This is a genomic window from Amycolatopsis sp. NPDC003731 (genome assembly GCF_053586895.1).
Map to the genome: position 1 here is coordinate 1 of NZ_JBSFNC010000057.1, position 16,026 is coordinate 16,026.

Consider the following 16,026-nt stretch of genomic DNA (forward strand, 5'->3'; position numbering starts at 1 on the left):
CCGCCGCCATCTGGCACAACCGCACCACCAGCCAACCCATCACCCGATCCCTGACCGCCTACGACCACTGACCGAGTTACGCATCACTCGTCTAGCTCGGCACCTCGTCCAAGTACGCCCGCGCCTGCAACGTGAACAGCTCGGCGTACCCCGCCTTCGCCGCCATCAGCTCCTCGTGCGTGCCGTACTCGGCCACCTTCCCGTGGTCCAGCAACAGGATCCGCTCCGCCTGCCGGACCGTCGAGAACCGGTGCGAGATGTACAGCGTCGTCCGCCCTTCGGACAGCGAACGCAACCGCGAGAACAGGTCGTGTTCGGCCTGTGCGTCCAACGCCGACGTCGGCTCGTCGAGGATCAGGATCGGCGCCTCCCGCTGGAACGCCCGGGCCAGGGCGATCTTCTGCCACTCGCCGCCGGACAGGCTGACGCCCTGGTCGAACCAGCGTCCGAGTGGGCTGTCGTACCCCTGCGGCAGCCGCTCGATGCGCTCGTCCGCTCCGGCCCGCCTGGCCGAATTCTCGATGTGCGGCCGATCCTCCAGCCGGGAGAGTTCACCCAGGCCGATGTTCTCCGCCGCAGTTCCCTGGTACGTCACGTAGTCCTGGAACATCGCGCTGATCCGGGCGCGCAGTTCGACCGGGTCGTACTCGCGGATGTCCACGCCGTCGAGGCGGATGACGCCGCCGGTCGGGTCGTACAGCCGGCACAGGAGCTTGAACAATGTCGACTTGCCCGCGCCGTTGCGGCCCACCACCGCCACCGTCTCGCCCGGGCGGATCTCGAAGCTGACGTCCTCCAGCGCCGGCTCGTCCGAGCCCGGGTAGGCGAAGGTCACCGAATCGAACTCGATGTGACCATCCACAACAGACGGGAACGGCCGGGGTGCCGCGGGCGCCGTGATCTCCGGCTTCGTGTCCAGGAACCGGTACAGCGTGTCCAAGTAGAGATTGTTCTCGTACATCCCCGAAAACGCCGTGAACAGGCCGGACACCGACGTCTGCACGGACGTCGCCGCGGCCGTGTACAACGCCAGGTCGCCCAGGGTGAGCCGGCCGCCGACCGCCTCCAGGGCGATGTACAGCGCGATCGCCGAGCCCGCGAGCGTGCTCAGCAGCCCCCAAGCCGTCGAGCTGACGTTGCGGTTGATCGTCAGCTTCCGCTGCCGCTCGTACGAGACCACGCCGAGCCGGCGGAAGCGGTCGACGAAGTACGGGCCGAGCCCGAACAGCTTCGTCTCCTTGGCGTACGTGTCCGTTGTGACCAGCGAAGACAGGTAATCCATCCGCCGCTTGATCGGTGACATCAGGAACGTCAGCCAGAACGCGCGCGAGCCGTACTTGGACTGCGAGATGAACGCCGGGATCGGCGCCACCAGCGCGACCAGCGCCAGCAGCGGGCTGATCGCGACGAGCAGCGCGATCATGCTGCCGAACGTGATCAGCGTCCGCACGAGCCCCAGCGCGGAGTTCATCATCGACAGCGGCCGCGTCGGCGCTTCCTGCGCGGCCTGGCGCAGCATGTCGTAGGACGCCGACCCCTCGAAGTACGCGAGGTGCAGCTCGCTCGCGTGCGCCATCACCTGGTGGCGGATGGTCAGCGTCATGCGCTCCTGCAGCAGCGACTGCGCGATCGACGTCAGCGCGCTGCTGATCGCGGTCGCGGCGAGCACGCCGAACTGGAACAGGGCGACGTTCACGATGTCGCCCGTGGTCCCCTTGCCCTGGATCGCCGCGACGACGGCGTCGAGCAGCAGCTTCGCGACGTACGCGGTCACTGTCGGCAGGAGCCCCGACAGCAGCGTGATCAGCGCCAAGAGGATCGTCAGGACCGGGCTGGCCTGCCAGGTCAGCTTGACGACCTTCGGCAGGCCGCGGACCGTGCCCGCCACCGACGTCTTCGCGCGCCGCAGCCGCGAGCGCAGGTCCTTCGGCTGGTCGTCCTGCTTCGGTTCGGGAATGTCGACGGGCCCGGTGAGCCCGCTCTCCGGCACCGTGACGGCGTGCCGCCGTCTTCCTCGCCGAGCCAGCATGAACTCCATGCCGCCCCCACCGCCCGGGATCACTGAGCCTCCACCGCGCCGTGCAGGAAGACGTCGACCACCTGGCGCGTGGTGGGCGCGTCGTCGACCGGGGCCATCCGGCGGCCGCCGAACAGCAGGGTCAGGAACAACGCGGCCAGCTGTTCGGGGCTCAGCCGCAGCCGGTCCTTCTCGGGCTCGAACAGTTCGGTGATCGCGCCGCGCATGGCGGCCATCGACTCGCTGCGGCCGCCCTTCATCGTGCGGTTCTTCAGGCGCTGCTCGGGGTCGCGCTGCTTGTGCCTGCCGGTCGCGTGCAGGGCGCCCATCAGCGCGCCCATCCGCTCGAAATGCGCGCCGAGCGCTTCGGCGGCCTCGACGAGCCGGTCCGCCAGGGGTTGTTCGATGGGGATTTCGGCGATCGCGTCGAGGACGTGGTCGGGGCGCAGCACCTCGGCGGTGCAGGCGTCGAACAGCTCGTCCTTGTCCTTGAACGCGCGGAAGATGGTGCCCTCGCCGATGCCGGCGGCGCGGGCGATCTGGCTGGTCGTGACCGCCGTGCCGTGCTCCATCAGGAGCGGCAGCACCGCGTGCACGATCATGGCGCGCCGGTCTTCGGCGCTCATGCTCGGCGCTCTGCGCCGGGTCTCGGGTGCTGGTGTCATGCCACCAGTGTGCGGAGTGAGCACTCACTCCGTCAAATGAGTAAAAGTGAAGGCCGCCCGAAGGCGGCCCTCACCTGCGAAAACTCAGTACGTCATGGCCATCGCCGGGTCGGCCAGGAGGGCGCCGACGTCGGCGAGGAACTCCGAGCCCTGCTGGCCGTCGACCACTCGGTGGTCGAAGCTCAGCGACAGCTGGAGCACCTTGCGGACCTTGATTTCGCCGTCCACCACCCACGGCTGGTCCTTGATCGCGCCGAGGCACAGGATCGCGGACTCGCCCGGGTTGATGATCGGCGTTCCGGTGTCGACGCCGAACACGCCGACGTTCGTGATCGTGATCGTGCCGTTCGCCATGTCCGCCGGGGACGTCTTGCCCTCGCGGGCGGTGTCGGTCAGGGCCGTCAGCGCCTGAGCGAGCTCCTTCAGCGACATTGAGTCGGCGTCACGGACCTTCGGCACGATCAGGCCGCGCGGGGTGGCCGCGGCGATCCCGAGGTGGACGTAGTCCTTGTAGACGATCTCCTGCGCCGCTTCGTCCCAGACGGCGTTGACGTCCGGCGTCCGCTTCGCCGCCAGGCACACGGCCTTCGCGGCGAACGTCAGCGGCGTGACCTTGACCCCGGCGAACTCCCGCGACTTCTTCAGCTTCTCGCGGAACTCCATCATCGGCGTGACGTCGATGGTCAGGAACTCCGTGACGTGCGGAGCGGTGTACGCGCTCTGCACCATCGCGGCCGCGGTCATCTTCCGGACGCCCTTGATCGGCACGCGCCGCTCGCGGGACCCGTTGTCCGCGACGGCGGTGACGACCGGAGTTCCGTTGGCGGCACGCTCGACGTCGTCGCGGGTGATCACGCCGCCCTCGGCGGTGCCGGTCAGCGCGTGCAGGTCGACGCCGAGGTCCTTCGCCAGCTTCCGCACCGGCGGCTTCGCCAGCGGGACGTACCCACCGCGCGGAGCAGCCGGGGCCGCGGGCGCCGGAGCGGCAGGGGCCGGAGCAACAGGCGCCGGAGGAGCCGCAACCGCGGCCGCGGGAGCCGCACCCTTGCGGGCACGCCGCTGCGTGACCACCGTCTTGGAGCCGTAGCCGACCAGCGGCTTCATCTCCTCCTCGGCCGGTTCGGCGGCCGGCGCGGCCGGTGCCGGAGCGGGCGCCGCGGCGCCGCCGGGGTCGACGTCGATGGTCAGGATCGGCGTGCCGACCTCCACTGTCTGCCCCGGCTCGACGTGCAGCTCCGTGACGACCCCGGCCCACGGGATCGGCAGCTCCACGGCGGCCTTCGCGGTCTCGATCTCGACCACGATCTGGTTCACCGTCACCGTGTCGCCCGGCTTCACGTGCCAGGACAGGATGTCGGCTTCGGTCAGCCCCTCCGCCGTGTCGGCCAGGGGGAATTGCTTGTACGTGGGCATTGCGTGGAAATCCCCCTTACCAGGCGAGCGAGCGGTCGACGGCGTGCAGCACCCGGTCCAGGTCGGGGAGGTAGTGCTCCTCGAGCTTGGCCGGCGGGTACGGCGTGTCGAACCCGGTCACCCGGAGGACGGGCGCTTCCAGCGAGTAGAAGCACTCCTGCTGGACGCGCGCGGCGATCTCCGACGTCAGCGACGACTCCGAGGGCGCCTCCGACAGCGCGATCAGCCGTCCGGTCTTGCGCACCGACTCGAACACCGGGCCGAGGTCCAGCGGCGAGAGCGTGCGCAGGTCGATGACCTCGAGGGACTTGCCCTCGTCCTCGGCCGCGGCGGCCGCGTCGAGGGCGACCTTCACCGACGGGCCGTACGCCACGACCGTCGCCGTCGTGCCTTCGCGCACGACCTGCGAGGAGAACGCCGGAACCGGTGTGCCGGTGACGTCGATTTCGGCCCGCAGCGCACCCGAGTGGTACAGCCGCTTCGGCTCGAAGAACAGCACCGGGTCGTCCGACTTGATCGCCTCCTGGATGCCCCAGTAGGCGTCGACGGCGTTCGAAATGGACACGACCTTGAGGCCCGGGATGTGCGCGAACAGCGACTCCGGCGACTCCGAGTGGTGCTCGACCGCGCCGATCCCGCCGCCGAACGGCACCCGGATCACGACCGGCATCTTGATCTTGCCCTGCGTCCGGTAGTGCAGCTTCGCCAGCTGCGAGGAGATCTGGTCGAAGCCCGGGAAGATGAAGCCCTCGAACTGGATCTCGCAGACCGGCCGGAAGCCGCGCACGGCCAGGCCGACCGCGGTGCCGATGATGCCCGACTCCGCGAGCGGCGTGTCCAGCACGCGCTGCTCGCCGAAGTCCTTCTGCAGGCCGTCGGTGATCCGGAAGACGCCGCCGAGCTTGCCGACGTCCTCGCCCATGATCAGGACCTTCGGGTCCTCTTCCATCGCGCGGCGCAGGCCGAGGTTGAGGGCCTTGCCGATGGTGAGTTTCTGGAGGTCGGACATCAGTGCTCACCCGCCGATACGAAGCCGTCGAGGTAGGACAGGAACTCTTCGCGCTGCGCGTCCAGCACCGGGTTGCCCTCGGCGTAGACGTTGCTGAAGATCCGCTCCGGCGGTGGCTCGGGCATGTTGAACGTGTACTCGCGCAGGTCGGCGGCGAAGGTGTCCGCCTCGGCCTGGACGCTGTCGAAGAACGCCTGGTCGGCGTAGCCGCCGCGGGCCAGGTACGCGCGGACGCGCTCGATCGGGTCCTTGAGCTTCCACTCCTCCAGCTCGTCGGAGAGCCGGTAGCGGGTGGGGTCGTCGGTCGTCGTGTGCGCGTCCATCCGGTAGGTGAACGCCTCGATCAGCACCGGGCCGTTGCCGTGGCGGCACTCGTCGAGCGCCCAGCGCGACACCGCCAGGCAGGCCAGGACGTCGTTGCCGTCGACGCGGATGCCGGGGAAGCCGTAGCCGCGGGCGCGCTGGTACAGCGGCAGGCGCGACTGGCGCTCGGTCGGCTCCGAGATGGCCCACTGGTTGTTCTGGCAGAAGAAGACGAGCGGCGCGTCGTAGACGGCGGCCCAGACGAAGCCCTCGTGGACGTCACCCTGCGAAGTGGCGCCGTCGCCGAAGTAGACGATGGTCGCTTCGCCGTCGTCGTCGCCGACCTTGCCCTCGAACTTCTGGCCCATCGCGTAGCCGGCGGCGTTGAGCACCTGGTTGCCGATCACGATGGTGTACGGGTGGAAACCGTGCTGCCGGTAGTCCCAGCCGCTGTGGTCGGTGCACCGGAAGATGCCCAGCAGGTCCTTCATGTCGACCCCGCGCGCGTACGCGACGCCGTGCTCGCGGTAGCTGGGGAACGCCATGTCGTGGGCCTTCAGCGCGCGGCCGGAGCCGATCTGCGCGGCCTCCTGGCCGAGCAGCGGGACCCAGATGCCGAGCTGGCCCTGGCGCTGCATGGCGTTGGCCTCGCGGTCGGCCCGCCGGACCAGGACCATGTCGCGGTACAGGCCGCGGAGCGCCTCGGCGTCGACGTCCTCGACGTACTTGTCGAACTGGGGCGAGGGAACCCGTTCGCCTTCGGGGGTGAGCAGCTGAGTCAGCTCAGCGCCACCTTCGCTGGTTGCCCGCAATCCGGCGATCACCTGCTCGGGGGACGGCTGGGCCGCGACGGCGGCCGGCCCGTCTCCGGGCTCCGGGTGCGTCCACTGTTCGGACGGCATGCGCAGTACTCCTCGGTGTCGGTGCCTCTGGCGGCCGCTTGTGGCGACCACAGCGACTGCACCGGCGGGGACCAGCGCATCGGGTCCGAAGCGCTCGGTCACCGTCGGCGTTGACGGTTCACGCCGACATCCTGGCACGAAGGTCCGCGCTTTGGTGAGACGCGGTTGCTGATTTGTTGCTGAGAAAGGGGCCCTGAACAGGGGAAACGCTAGGAAGCCCGAGCATCGGACCTACGAGAGTAGGGAATCGACGCGCGCCCTCACCAGGCGTGCTTCGGCCGGGTGATCACGTGATCACCCGCCTTGGTGGCGATGTTGTGACGTGCCGCACTGTCGGACCCCCGTGGCACGATGGGCCGGGTGGAGCAGAAAACCGTGCGTGAATCCGTAGTGGCGTCGTGGACCGGCGACGTCATCCCGAGCCTGTCCGGACTGGTGGCGATCCCCGCCTTGTCCCCGGCCTTCGACGCCGACTGGGCGAACAGCGGCCACCTCGCCGCCGCCGTCGACCACGTCCGCGCGTGGATCGCCGGGCGTGACCTGCCCGGCGCCACCCTCGAGGTCGTCCAGCTCGAAGACCGGACCCCGCTGTTGCTCGTCGACGTCCCGGCGACCCCGGGCGCGGCGGACAAGGGCACCGTCCTGATGTACGGCCACCTCGACAAGCAGCCCCCGGTCGGCGGCTGGTCCGAGGGCCTCGGCCCGTGGACCCCGGTGATCCGCGACGGCCGGCTGTACGGCCGCGGGTCCGTCGACGACGGCTACTCCGGCTACGCGGCGACCACGGCGATCGAAGCCGTGCACGCGGCCGGCGGCGAGCACGCCCGCATCGTGCTGCTGCTGGAGACCGGCGAGGAGTCCGGCAGCCCCGACCTGCCCGCCTACGTCGAGCACCTGGCCGACCGGATCGGCGAGGTGTCGCTGGTGATCTGCCTCGACGCCGGCGGCAGCGACTACGAGCGGTTGTGGCTGGTCACCAGCCTGCGCGGGATGCTGCACCTGGACGTCACCGTGCAGCTGCTGGGCTCGGCGCAGCACTCGGGCATCGCGTCGGGTGTCGTCGCGAGCTCGTTCCGGATCCTGCGCCACCTGATCGAACGCCTCGAAGACAGCGCGACCGGCGAGCTGCTGCTGGACGAGCTCAAGGTCGACGTCCCGGCGAACCGGCTCTCCGAGCTCAAGGCCGTCTCGCAGGACTTCCCGGAGGCGCTGTCGAAGGCGTTCCCGCTGGTCGAAGGCGGCCGCGTGATCACCGAGGACGCGCTGGAGCTGATGCTCAACAACGCGTGGCGCCCGACGCTGTCGGTGATCGGCGCCGACGGCTTCCCGAGGCCCGCCGACGCCGGCAACGTCCTGCGCGAGAGCACGACGTTGACGCTGAGCTTCCGCCTCCCGCCGACGGCCGACGCCGAGAAGGCGCTCGAAGCCGTGAAGCGCGCCCTGACCACGGACGTCCCGTACGGCGCGAAGGTGACGCTCGGCTCGCCGCAGGCGGAGAACGGCTGGAACGCGCCGACGGAGTCGCCGTGGCTGACGACGGCCCTGCGCACGGTCAGCGACGAGGTCTTCGGCCGCCCCCACCGCGCCACCGGCATGGGTGGCTCGATCCCGTTCATGGGCCTGCTCTCCCGGAAGTTCCCGGAGGCGCAGTTCCTGGTCACGGGTGCCTGCGGAGCCGACTCGAACATCCACGTGCCGGACGAGTGGCTGCACCTGGACTACGCGCAGCAGGTCACCGAGGCCGTCGCGCACATCCTGGACGCGCACGCGCGCGGCTAGCGGCAAGCCTCCCGGAACGCTTCGGCGGCCGCGTCGAGGTAGGCCGGGAAGTCGTGGGCGCCGCCCGAGTCGATCCAGCGGTCGAAGGCGTCGCCGAGGATGATCGCCGCGACCTGGGCTGCGGGTTTCGCCAGCTCGGGCGCGGTGCCCCGGCGTTCGAGGGCGTCCCGGATCGCGGCCGTGATCGCGGCGGCCTTGCTCCGCTCGCGTTCGCGGAGTTCGGGCGTCGCCGCGATGACCGTCCGGCGTTCCGGTGACGGGTCGACGAGCTGCGTGACCCGCGTGCCGACTTCGGCCAGCGCGGTGAGCGCGGTCCGAAGCGGTGACTCGCCTTCTTCGGCGGCGAGCACCGCTTCGGCGACCGCGGGCGGCAGCTGTTCCGCGCCGGCGAAGAGGACTTCGCGCTTGTCGGGGAAGTAGCGGAAGTACGAGCGGCGCGTGATCCCGGCGCGCTCGGCGATCTGCGTGATCGTCACGGCGTCGTAGCCGTGCTCGGCGTACAGCTCCAGCGCGGCTTTCCGCAGCCGGTCCGCGGTCCCGGGATCCCATCTGGCCACGGCTCAGCCTAACCGACGTCTCAGTGTGTCATCACATGCTAGCCTCAGTGATGACACACTGAGACGTCACTGGAGGAAACCGTGGAGATCTGGGTTCTCGGCGCAGCGGGCCGCACCGGCCGGGCCGTCACCGCCGCACTGACCGCACGCGGGCTGCCGGCCGTGCTGGTCGGGCGCGACCGGGCGCGGCTCGAGGCGCTCGGCGGGGAGTTCGTCGTCGCCGACGGGGCCGACGCCATCGCGGCGGAAATCCGGCGCCGGCGGCCGGCGGTCGTCATCAACACGATCGGCGAGTACGCGGCGACGGCCCCCGCGATCGCCCGCGCGTGCCTGCCCGGGGGTCACTACCTCGACCTGGCCGCGGACCTCGTCGCCGTCTCGCGGCTGCTCGACCTGCACGAAGAGGCCCAGGCCGGCGGCAGCACCTTCCTGACGGGGGTGGGCTTCGGCGTCCTGGCCACCGAGGCCGTCGTGGTGAAGCTGTGCGAAGGACAGCCGACGCCGGCCACGGTGCGGGCCGACGCACTGGCGTCCGTCGCCGTCGAGGGAGGCGCCGTGGGGGTCGCGCTGGCCGCCAGCATCGTCGACGCCCTCACCGGGGCCAAGACCGGCGCGGCCCCCAGAACCATCGCGCTGCCGGACGGCGAGTCGGTGACGGCGGCGGGTGTTTCCTCGGGCGAGGTGATCGCCGCTCAGCGTGCGAGCGGCACGCCGGACGTCACGGTCTACTCCGGACTCGCGCCGGTGTCGCCGGTGGTCCGGGCGCTGGTGCCGCTGCTCGGCCGGCTGGTGGCGATCCCGGTCGTGCGCCGGTTCGCCGTCCGGCGGCTCGCCGCGGTCCGCTCGAAGCCCGCTCCCCGCCCGCGCACGCACTCCTGGGGCCACGCCGTCGTCACCTGGCCGGACGGCACGACGCGCGAAGGCTGGCTCCGCGCGGGCGAGGGCATGGACTTCACGGCGGCGGTCGTCGCCGAGACGGCCGCCAGGCTCGCCCGTGGTGACGGCAAGCCCGGCGCCCACACCCCGGCCGCGGCGTTCGGGGCCGGCTTGGCCGAAGCCGCGGGCGGGGCCTTCCTCTAGGCCAGCCGGGTCAGGTGCACCGAGACGTCCAAAGTGGACTGCCCACCGCCGGTGAAGATCCCCTTCAACGGCGCCACGTCCGCGTAGTCCCGCCCCATCGCCACCCACACGTGCCGCGGGCCGACCGGGATCGCGTTCGTCGGGTCGTACGCCCACCAGCCGCCGGTCCAGACGTCGACCCACGCGTGGGACTCGCCTTCGACCACCTCACCGAGCTTCGCGTCCGGTTTCGTGTGGAGGTAGCCCGACACGTACCGCGCCGGGATGCCGATCGCGCGCAGCATCACCAGCGTCACGTGCGCGAAGTCCTGGCACACGCCTTCGCGCGCCTGCCAGGCGTCCGTCGCCGTCGAGTGGACGCCGGTGGTGCCCGGCTGGTACTTGAGCTGCTTGTTCACCCACTCGCACACCGCCAGCACCGCGTCCGCCGGGTCGAGGCCCGTCCGCAGTGAACGGGCCTCGCGCGCCAGCGTGACGTCTCGCGGGGTGTAGTCGGTCGGGGTCAGGTACTCGGTGCGGTGGTCGATCACCGTCTCGGACCGCAGGTCCTTCCACGACGCCGTGCGGATCGGCTCCGCTTCGTCGGCCGTCTCGACCACCGAGGTCGCCAGCACGGTGAACTCGGTGTGCGGCGCGTGGAGGTCGAACGACGTCACGACCGTGCCCCAGTAGTCCGTGTACCGGTAGGCACGGGTGGCCGGGGTCGTCTCGATGCGCGTCGCGACCGTCGTCTGGCGGCGGTCCGAACGCGGGGTCAGCCGGGCCTCGTTGTACGACTGCGTCGCCGGTGTCGCGTACCGGTAGCCCGTCCGGTGCGCCACCCGCAGCTGCCACGTCACAGTGAAACCTCCGCACCGCTCCACGCCACCCACGGCGACGTGCTGAAGTACTGCAACGACACCGCTTCCCCGATGTCCCTGATCGACGTCTGCAGCGCCGCGAGCCGCCGCGGCAGATCGGTGAGCAGCTCCGACGGGCGGAGGAACTCCAGCTCGCTGCGGGCGCGGCCGAGCTCGCGCAGGGCTTCGGACTTCTCGTTGCTGCGCGAGCCACCGCCCGGATCGAGCCGCTGCAGGCATTCTTCGGCCTGCCGCAGCGCGTGGAACACCGAGCGCGGGAACAGCGTGTCCCGCAACAGGAACTGGACGACGCGGCCGGCGTCGAGCGCGCCCCGGTAGGTCCGCAGGTAGGTGTCCTGCGCGCCGGCCGAGCGCAGCACCGTGATCCAGCCCGGTGAGGACGCGCGGTCGGCGACCCGGGACAGCAGTAGCCGCACCACCATGTCGGCGCGTTCGATCGAGCGGCCGAGCACCATGAACAGCCAGCCGTCGTCGCGCGACATCGTCGAGTCGGCGAGGCCGGCGAACATCGCCGCGCGCTCCTCGACGAACGACAGGAACGCGTGCGGCCCGGCGCGGCGGGCGTAGCGCTGCCGGTCGGGCACCGCGTTCCAGGTCGCGTTCAGGCATTCCCACAGCTCGGTCGAGACGACTTCGCGGGCGCCGCGCGTGTTCTCGCGCGCCGAGTTGATCGAGCCGACGATCGACGCGGGGTTGTCCTTCCCGTACGCGACCAGCTCGGTCAGCTTCCACACGTCGAGGGACTCCGTGCCCGCCGGGTCGATGCCCAGGACGGCCAGGAGCTGGCGGCTCGCGTGGTCCGGGTCGACGGTCGCGTCTTCGAGCAGCTGGTGGACCGAGACGTTGAGGATGCGGGAGGTGTCGTCGGCGCGCTCGACGTACCGGCCGATCCAGTACAGCGACTCCGCGTTGCGTGCCAGCATGCGGACCTCCCTAGCTCTGCTGTTGCTGTTGCTGCTGCTGGGACGTCGTCAGCTCGGGCCCCTGCTCGGCGGCCAGTCCATCCACAGCGGACATGGCGCCGAGTGCGGGCCGCTCCAGTTCGCGTTCGGCCGTCGACGCCCGGGACGCGAGCACCCAGGTGTCCTTCGAGCCCCCGCCCTGCGAGGAGTTGACGACCAGGCTGCCCTCCGGCAGCGCCACCCGGGTCAGGCCGCCGGGGAGGACGAAGATCTCCTTGCCGTCGTTGACGGCGAAGGGCCGCAGGTCGACGTGCCGCGGCGCGAGCCGGTCGTCCACCTTCGCCGGCACGGTCGAGAGCTGGACCACCGGCTGCGCGATCCAGCCGCGCCGGTTCGCCCGCACCTTCCGCCGCAGCGTGTCGAGGTCCTTCTTCGACGCTTCCGGCCCGAACACGATCCCGTACCCGCCCGAGCCCTCGACCGGCTTGACGACCAGCTCGTCCAGGTGGGCCATGACGTGGTCGAACTCGTCCGGCAGCCAGCAGCGGAAGGTGTCCACGTTGGGCAGCAGCGGCTTCTCGTTCAGGTAGTACTTCACCATCTCCGGCACGTAGGTGTAGACGAGCTTGTCGTCGCCGACGCCGTTGCCGATGGCGTTCGCGACGACGACGTTGCCCGCGCGCGCCGCGTTCTGGATGCCGGCCACGCCGAGCACCGAGTCCGGCCGGTAGTGCACCGGATCGAGGAACTCGTCGTCGATCCGCCGGTAGATGACGTCGACCTGGCGCTCGCCCTCGGTGGTCCGCAGGTAGACGACGTTGTCGCGGCAGAACATGTCCCGGCCTTCGACGAGCTCGACGCCCATCAGCCGGGCCAGCAGCGAGTGCTCGAAGTACGCCGAGTTGTGCACGCCGGGCGTGAGCACGACGACCGTCGGGTCGGCGACGTTCGCCGCGGACGCCGCCCGCAACGCCCGGAGCAGGTGCGACGCGTAGTCGCCGACCGGTCGCACCCGGTGCTGGGCGAACAGGTCCGGGAAGACCCGGGCCATCGTGCGCCGGTTCTCCATCACGTACGACACCCCGGACGGGTTGCGCAGGTTGTCCTCCAGCACCCGGAACGTGCCCTCTTCGTCGCGGACCAGGTCCACTCCGGACACGTGGATGCGCACGCCGTTCGGCGGGGTGATGCCGAAGGCCTCCCGGCGGAAGTGCTCGCACGAGGTGATCAGCCGCCGCGGCAGGACGCCGTCGCGCAGGATCTGCCGGTCGCCGTAGACGTCGGCGAGGAACGCCTCGAGCGCGCGGACGCGCTGGGCGACCCCGCGCTCGAGCTTCGTCCACTCGGCGGCCTGGATCACCCGCGGCACCAGGTCCAGCGGGAACGGCCGCTCCTGCCCGGACAGCGAGAACGTGATGCCCTGGTCGACCATCGCCCGGTCGAGGGCCTGGGAGCGGGACTGCAGGTCGTGCGCGTCGAGGGCGGCGATCGACTCGTAGAGCGCCCGGTACGGGCCGCGGACCGTGCCGTCGGCGGCGAACATCTCGTCGTAGGCGCCGGCGTGCGGCCGTTCCGGCGAGAGGTATCCCTCGAACCGGTCTCCCGGACGGGTGATCCGGCTGGTCGCCGCCTTCCTCGCGCGTCGACCGGAGGGGGGCAGCCGCGGCGGGGTGGCGTTCATGGTCGACATCCTTACCCACTCCCCGGGCCGGACGCGATACCCGGCGGTACGACGAGCGACGGTCTAAACATCGCCGTAACTTCACGGTGCTGTGCTTTGGTATGGATGAGTGGCAATATGCGTGCTCTCAGAACCTGAGAACTACGAGGAGTGACGACGTGGCCCGAGGAACCCAGCTCAAGGCGATCGCCCTGCTGCCTGCGTTCGCCCTGGTCGGCTTGACCGTGGCGTGCGGCGCGGGAGGGAGCGGCGCGGGCAACGTCGGCAGCAGCAGCTCTGCTCCTGCCGCGGGCACCGGAACGGGTGACGCGGGTGCGGTCGCCAAGGACGACGCGCTGGCCGCCATGGTGCCCGCCGACATCAAGGCCGACGGCAAGATCGTGGTCGGCCAGGACCAGAGCTACCCGCCGAACGAGTTCGTCGACAACGGCAAGCCGGCCGGCTTCGACGTCGACCTCGGCACCGCCATCGGCCAGGTGCTCGGCGTCCAGATGGACTTCCAGAACGCCGCCTTCGACGGCATCATCCCCGGCATCGGCGCCAAGAAGTACGAGCTGGCGATGTCGTCGTTCAGCATCAACGCGGAGCGGCTGCAGTCGGTCGACATGATCTCCTACTACAGCGCGGGCACCTCGCTGGCCGTGCTGAAGGGCAACCCGGACGGCCTGAAGGCCGACGACCTGTGCGGCAAGAAGGTCGCCGTCCAGAAGGGCACCACGCAGGTCGAGGACCTCGACAAGAAGAACGCCGCCTGCACCGGCGCGGGCAAGCCCGCGATCGAGGTCACCCAGCTGCAGGCCCAGACCGACGTCAACCTGGCCCTCACCGCCAAGCGCGTGCAGGGCGAGCTGGCCGACTCCCCGGTCATCGACTACGCGGTGAAGCAGACCAACGGCCAGCTCGAGTCGGTCGGCGCGCCGTACGACACGGCGCCGTACGGCATCGTGCTGCCGAAGAACAGCGGTGACTACGGCAAGGCCGTCCAGGGTGCGATCCAGAAGCTGATCGACAGCGGCGCGTACAAGAAGATCCTGGACAAGTGGGGTCTCAACGCCGCCGGCGCGGTCACCAAGTCGGAGATCAACCCGGCTTCCTGAGATAGGACGTAGTTCGTGAGTTCCTCCGAAGCGCCTCCCGGCGAGGCGCCGATCGAAGCCGAGCCCATCAAGGCCGTCCCGGTGCGCCACTACGGGCGCTGGGTGGCCGGGGTGATCATCCTCTTCCTGGCGTTCATCGTGATCCGCAGCGTGATCACGAACGACGCACTGCAGTGGCCGGTCGTCGGGGACTACCTCTTCGACGACCGGGTGCTGCGGGGCCTGCAGAACACCCTGATCCTGACCGTGATCTCGATGCTGATCGGGATCGTCGGCGGCATCCTGCTGGCCGTGATGCGGCTGTCCCCGAACCCGTTGACCTCGGGTGCGGCGGCCATCTACATCTGGCTGTTCCGCGGCACGCCGCTGATCACGCAGCTGGTGATCTGGAACTTCCTGGCGCTGGCCTACCCGCGCCTGGGCCTGGGCATCCCGTTCGGGCCGGAGTTCGTCAGCTGGGACACCAACCAGCTGATCACCCAGTTCACCGCGTCGCTGCTCGGCCTCGGGCTCAACGAAGCCGCGTACATGGCGGAAATCGTGCGCGGCGGCATCCAGTCGGTCGACTCCGGCCAGCTGGAGGCGGCGAGCGCGCTCGGCATGAGCCGGACGAAGACGCTGCGGCGGATCATCCTCCCGCAGGCGATGCGGGTGATCATCCCGCCGACCGGCAACGAGACGATCTCGATGCTGAAGACGACGTCGCTGGTCGTGGCCATCGGGTACTTCGAGCTGATGGTCGCGGTGCAGACCATCTACTCGCAGAACTACAAGACGGTCCCGCTGCTGATCACGGCGGCCGCCTGGTACCTGTTCATGACGTCGGTGCTGACGCTGGTCCAGATCCAGATCGAGAAGCGGTTCGCGCGCGGGACCTCGCGGGACGTGGTCCAGCGGCAGGGCTGGGCGTCGAGGATGTTCAGCCGGGGTGGAGGGAACGTCACATGACGCCCGTGGTGTCCGCGCAGCGGATCTGCAAGAGCTTCGGCAGCGTCGACGTCCTCAAGGGCATCGACCTCGAGGTGCACGAACGCGAGGTGCTCTGCCTGATCGGGCCGTCCGGCTCGGGCAAGTCGACGCTGCTGCGCTGCATCAACCACCTCGAGAAGATCGACGCCGGCCGGCTCTACGTCGACGGCGTGCTGGTCGGCTACCAGCAACGTGGCGACAAGCTGCACGAGCTGCGCGAGAAGGAGGTCGCGCTGCAGCGCAAGGACATCGGCATGGTGTTCCAGCGCTTCAACCTCTTCCCGCACATGACGGCGCTCGAGAACATCATGGAGGCGCCGATCCAGGTCCGGCGCGAGCCGAAGGCCCAGGTCCGGCAGCGTGCGCTCGAGCTGCTGGAGCGCGTCGGCCTCGCCGACAAGGCGAAGAACTACCCGGCGCAGCTGTCCGGCGGGCAGCAGCAGCGCGTCGCGATCGCCCGGGCGCTGGCGATGCAGCCGAAGCTGATGCTGTTCGACGAGCCGACGTCCGCGCTGGACCCGGAGCTCGTCGGCGACGTCCTGGGCGTGATGAAGCAGCTCGCCAAGGACGGCATGACCATGGTCGTCGTCACGCACGAGATGCAGTTCGCGCGCGAGGTGGCGGACAAGGTGCTGTTCATGGACGGCGGGGTCGTCGTCGAAGAAGGGCCGCCCGACCAGGTCATCGGGGAGCCGCGTGAAGAGCGGACGAAGGCGTTCCTCGCCCGGGTGCTCAACCCGAACGCCTGACGAAACCCGTTCGGATTCGCTAGTTTGAAAGCGGGTGAGGGAG

The 16,026-nt window shown here is 70.1% G+C and carries 14 protein-coding genes; 5 read left to right on the forward strand and 9 right to left on the reverse strand.

What is annotated here, in order from left to right:
• Nucleotides 1-91: 91 nt before the first annotated feature.
• The 5 genes from ACWDN5_RS23695 to pdhA form a co-directional block, all read right to left on the reverse strand.
• Nucleotides 92-2,038 (reverse strand): ABC transporter ATP-binding protein, encoded by a 1,947-nt coding sequence (locus ACWDN5_RS23695; RefSeq protein WP_449677811.1) that lies wholly within the window; start codon nucleotides 2,036-2,038, stop codon nucleotides 92-94.
• A gap of 20 nt (nucleotides 2,039-2,058) precedes the next feature.
• Entirely contained in the window at nucleotides 2,059-2,643 is a 585-nt protein-coding gene (locus ACWDN5_RS23700; RefSeq protein ID WP_310969700.1) for a TetR/AcrR family transcriptional regulator, read from the reverse strand.
• A 123-nt stretch (nucleotides 2,644-2,766) separates the two neighbouring features.
• The gene (locus ACWDN5_RS23705) at nucleotides 2,767-4,095 is read right to left on the reverse strand and encodes a dihydrolipoamide acetyltransferase family protein (protein ID WP_310969628.1); all 1,329 of its coding nucleotides are present in this window, start codon (nucleotides 4,093-4,095) and stop codon (nucleotides 2,767-2,769) included.
• Between the two features lie 16 nt (nucleotides 4,096-4,111).
• Entirely contained in the window at nucleotides 4,112-5,104 is a 993-nt protein-coding gene (locus tag ACWDN5_RS23710; RefSeq protein ID WP_449677812.1) for an alpha-ketoacid dehydrogenase subunit beta, read from the reverse strand.
• On the reverse strand, nucleotides 5,104-6,309 hold the full coding sequence (gene pdhA / locus ACWDN5_RS23715; RefSeq protein WP_310969626.1) for a pyruvate dehydrogenase (acetyl-transferring) E1 component subunit alpha: 1,206 nt from the start codon (nucleotides 6,307-6,309) through the stop codon (nucleotides 5,104-5,106). Before pdhA ends, ACWDN5_RS23710 begins: the two co-directional genes overlap by 1 nt.
• Nucleotides 6,310-6,669: 360 nt before the next feature.
• Between pdhA and ACWDN5_RS23720 the strand changes: the two genes are divergently transcribed.
• Nucleotides 6,670-8,088, forward strand: coding sequence for a M20/M25/M40 family metallo-hydrolase (locus ACWDN5_RS23720; RefSeq protein ID WP_449677813.1), 1,419 nt, complete (start codon nucleotides 6,670-6,672; stop codon nucleotides 8,086-8,088).
• Here the strand turns inward: ACWDN5_RS23720 and ACWDN5_RS23725 are convergent.
• Nucleotides 8,085-8,645 (reverse strand): TetR/AcrR family transcriptional regulator, encoded by a 561-nt coding sequence (locus tag ACWDN5_RS23725; protein ID WP_310969624.1) that lies wholly within the window; start codon nucleotides 8,643-8,645, stop codon nucleotides 8,085-8,087. The two genes, ACWDN5_RS23720 and ACWDN5_RS23725, sit on opposite strands and share 4 nt — an antisense overlap.
• An 81-nt stretch (nucleotides 8,646-8,726) precedes the next feature.
• Between ACWDN5_RS23725 and ACWDN5_RS23730 the strand changes: the two genes are divergently transcribed.
• Nucleotides 8,727-9,725 carry a hypothetical protein gene (locus tag ACWDN5_RS23730; protein WP_449677814.1) on the forward strand — a complete coding sequence of 333 codons (999 nt, stop codon included), beginning with the start codon at nucleotides 8,727-8,729 and terminating at the stop codon, nucleotides 9,723-9,725.
• Here ACWDN5_RS23730 and ACWDN5_RS23735 read toward each other — a convergent pair.
• The 3 genes from ACWDN5_RS23735 to ACWDN5_RS23745 are packed head-to-tail and all read right to left on the reverse strand — an operon-like array spanning nucleotide 9,722 to nucleotide 13,177.
• Complete coding sequence (locus ACWDN5_RS23735; protein WP_310969622.1) at nucleotides 9,722-10,564, reverse strand: transglutaminase family protein; 843 nt, start codon at nucleotides 10,562-10,564, stop codon at nucleotides 9,722-9,724. The genes ACWDN5_RS23730 and ACWDN5_RS23735 overlap by 4 nt on opposite strands.
• A complete protein-coding gene (locus tag ACWDN5_RS23740; protein ID WP_310969621.1) occupies nucleotides 10,561-11,508 on the reverse strand; it encodes an alpha-E domain-containing protein in 948 nt (315 codons plus the stop codon). Before ACWDN5_RS23740 ends, ACWDN5_RS23735 begins: the two co-directional genes overlap by 4 nt.
• 10 nt (nucleotides 11,509-11,518) lie before the next feature.
• On the reverse strand, nucleotides 11,519-13,177 hold the full coding sequence (locus tag ACWDN5_RS23745; RefSeq protein WP_310969620.1) for a circularly permuted type 2 ATP-grasp protein: 1,659 nt from the start codon (nucleotides 13,175-13,177) through the stop codon (nucleotides 11,519-11,521).
• Nucleotides 13,178-13,326: 149 nt separating this feature from the next.
• Between ACWDN5_RS23745 and ACWDN5_RS23750 the strand changes: the two genes are divergently transcribed.
• The 3 genes from ACWDN5_RS23750 to ACWDN5_RS23760 are packed head-to-tail and all read left to right on the forward strand — an operon-like array spanning nucleotide 13,327 to nucleotide 15,983.
• The gene (locus tag ACWDN5_RS23750) at nucleotides 13,327-14,265 is read left to right on the forward strand and encodes an ABC transporter substrate-binding protein (protein ID WP_310969619.1); all 939 of its coding nucleotides are present in this window, start codon (nucleotides 13,327-13,329) and stop codon (nucleotides 14,263-14,265) included.
• A 15-nt stretch (nucleotides 14,266-14,280) separates the two neighbouring features.
• Nucleotides 14,281-15,213 (forward strand): amino acid ABC transporter permease, encoded by a 933-nt coding sequence (locus tag ACWDN5_RS23755; RefSeq protein ID WP_310969618.1) that lies wholly within the window; start codon nucleotides 14,281-14,283, stop codon nucleotides 15,211-15,213.
• Complete coding sequence (locus tag ACWDN5_RS23760; protein WP_310969617.1) at nucleotides 15,210-15,983, forward strand: amino acid ABC transporter ATP-binding protein; 774 nt, start codon at nucleotides 15,210-15,212, stop codon at nucleotides 15,981-15,983. The genes ACWDN5_RS23755 and ACWDN5_RS23760 overlap by 4 nt, the downstream gene beginning before the upstream one ends.
• The last annotated feature ends 43 nt before the right edge of the window (nucleotides 15,984-16,026 follow it).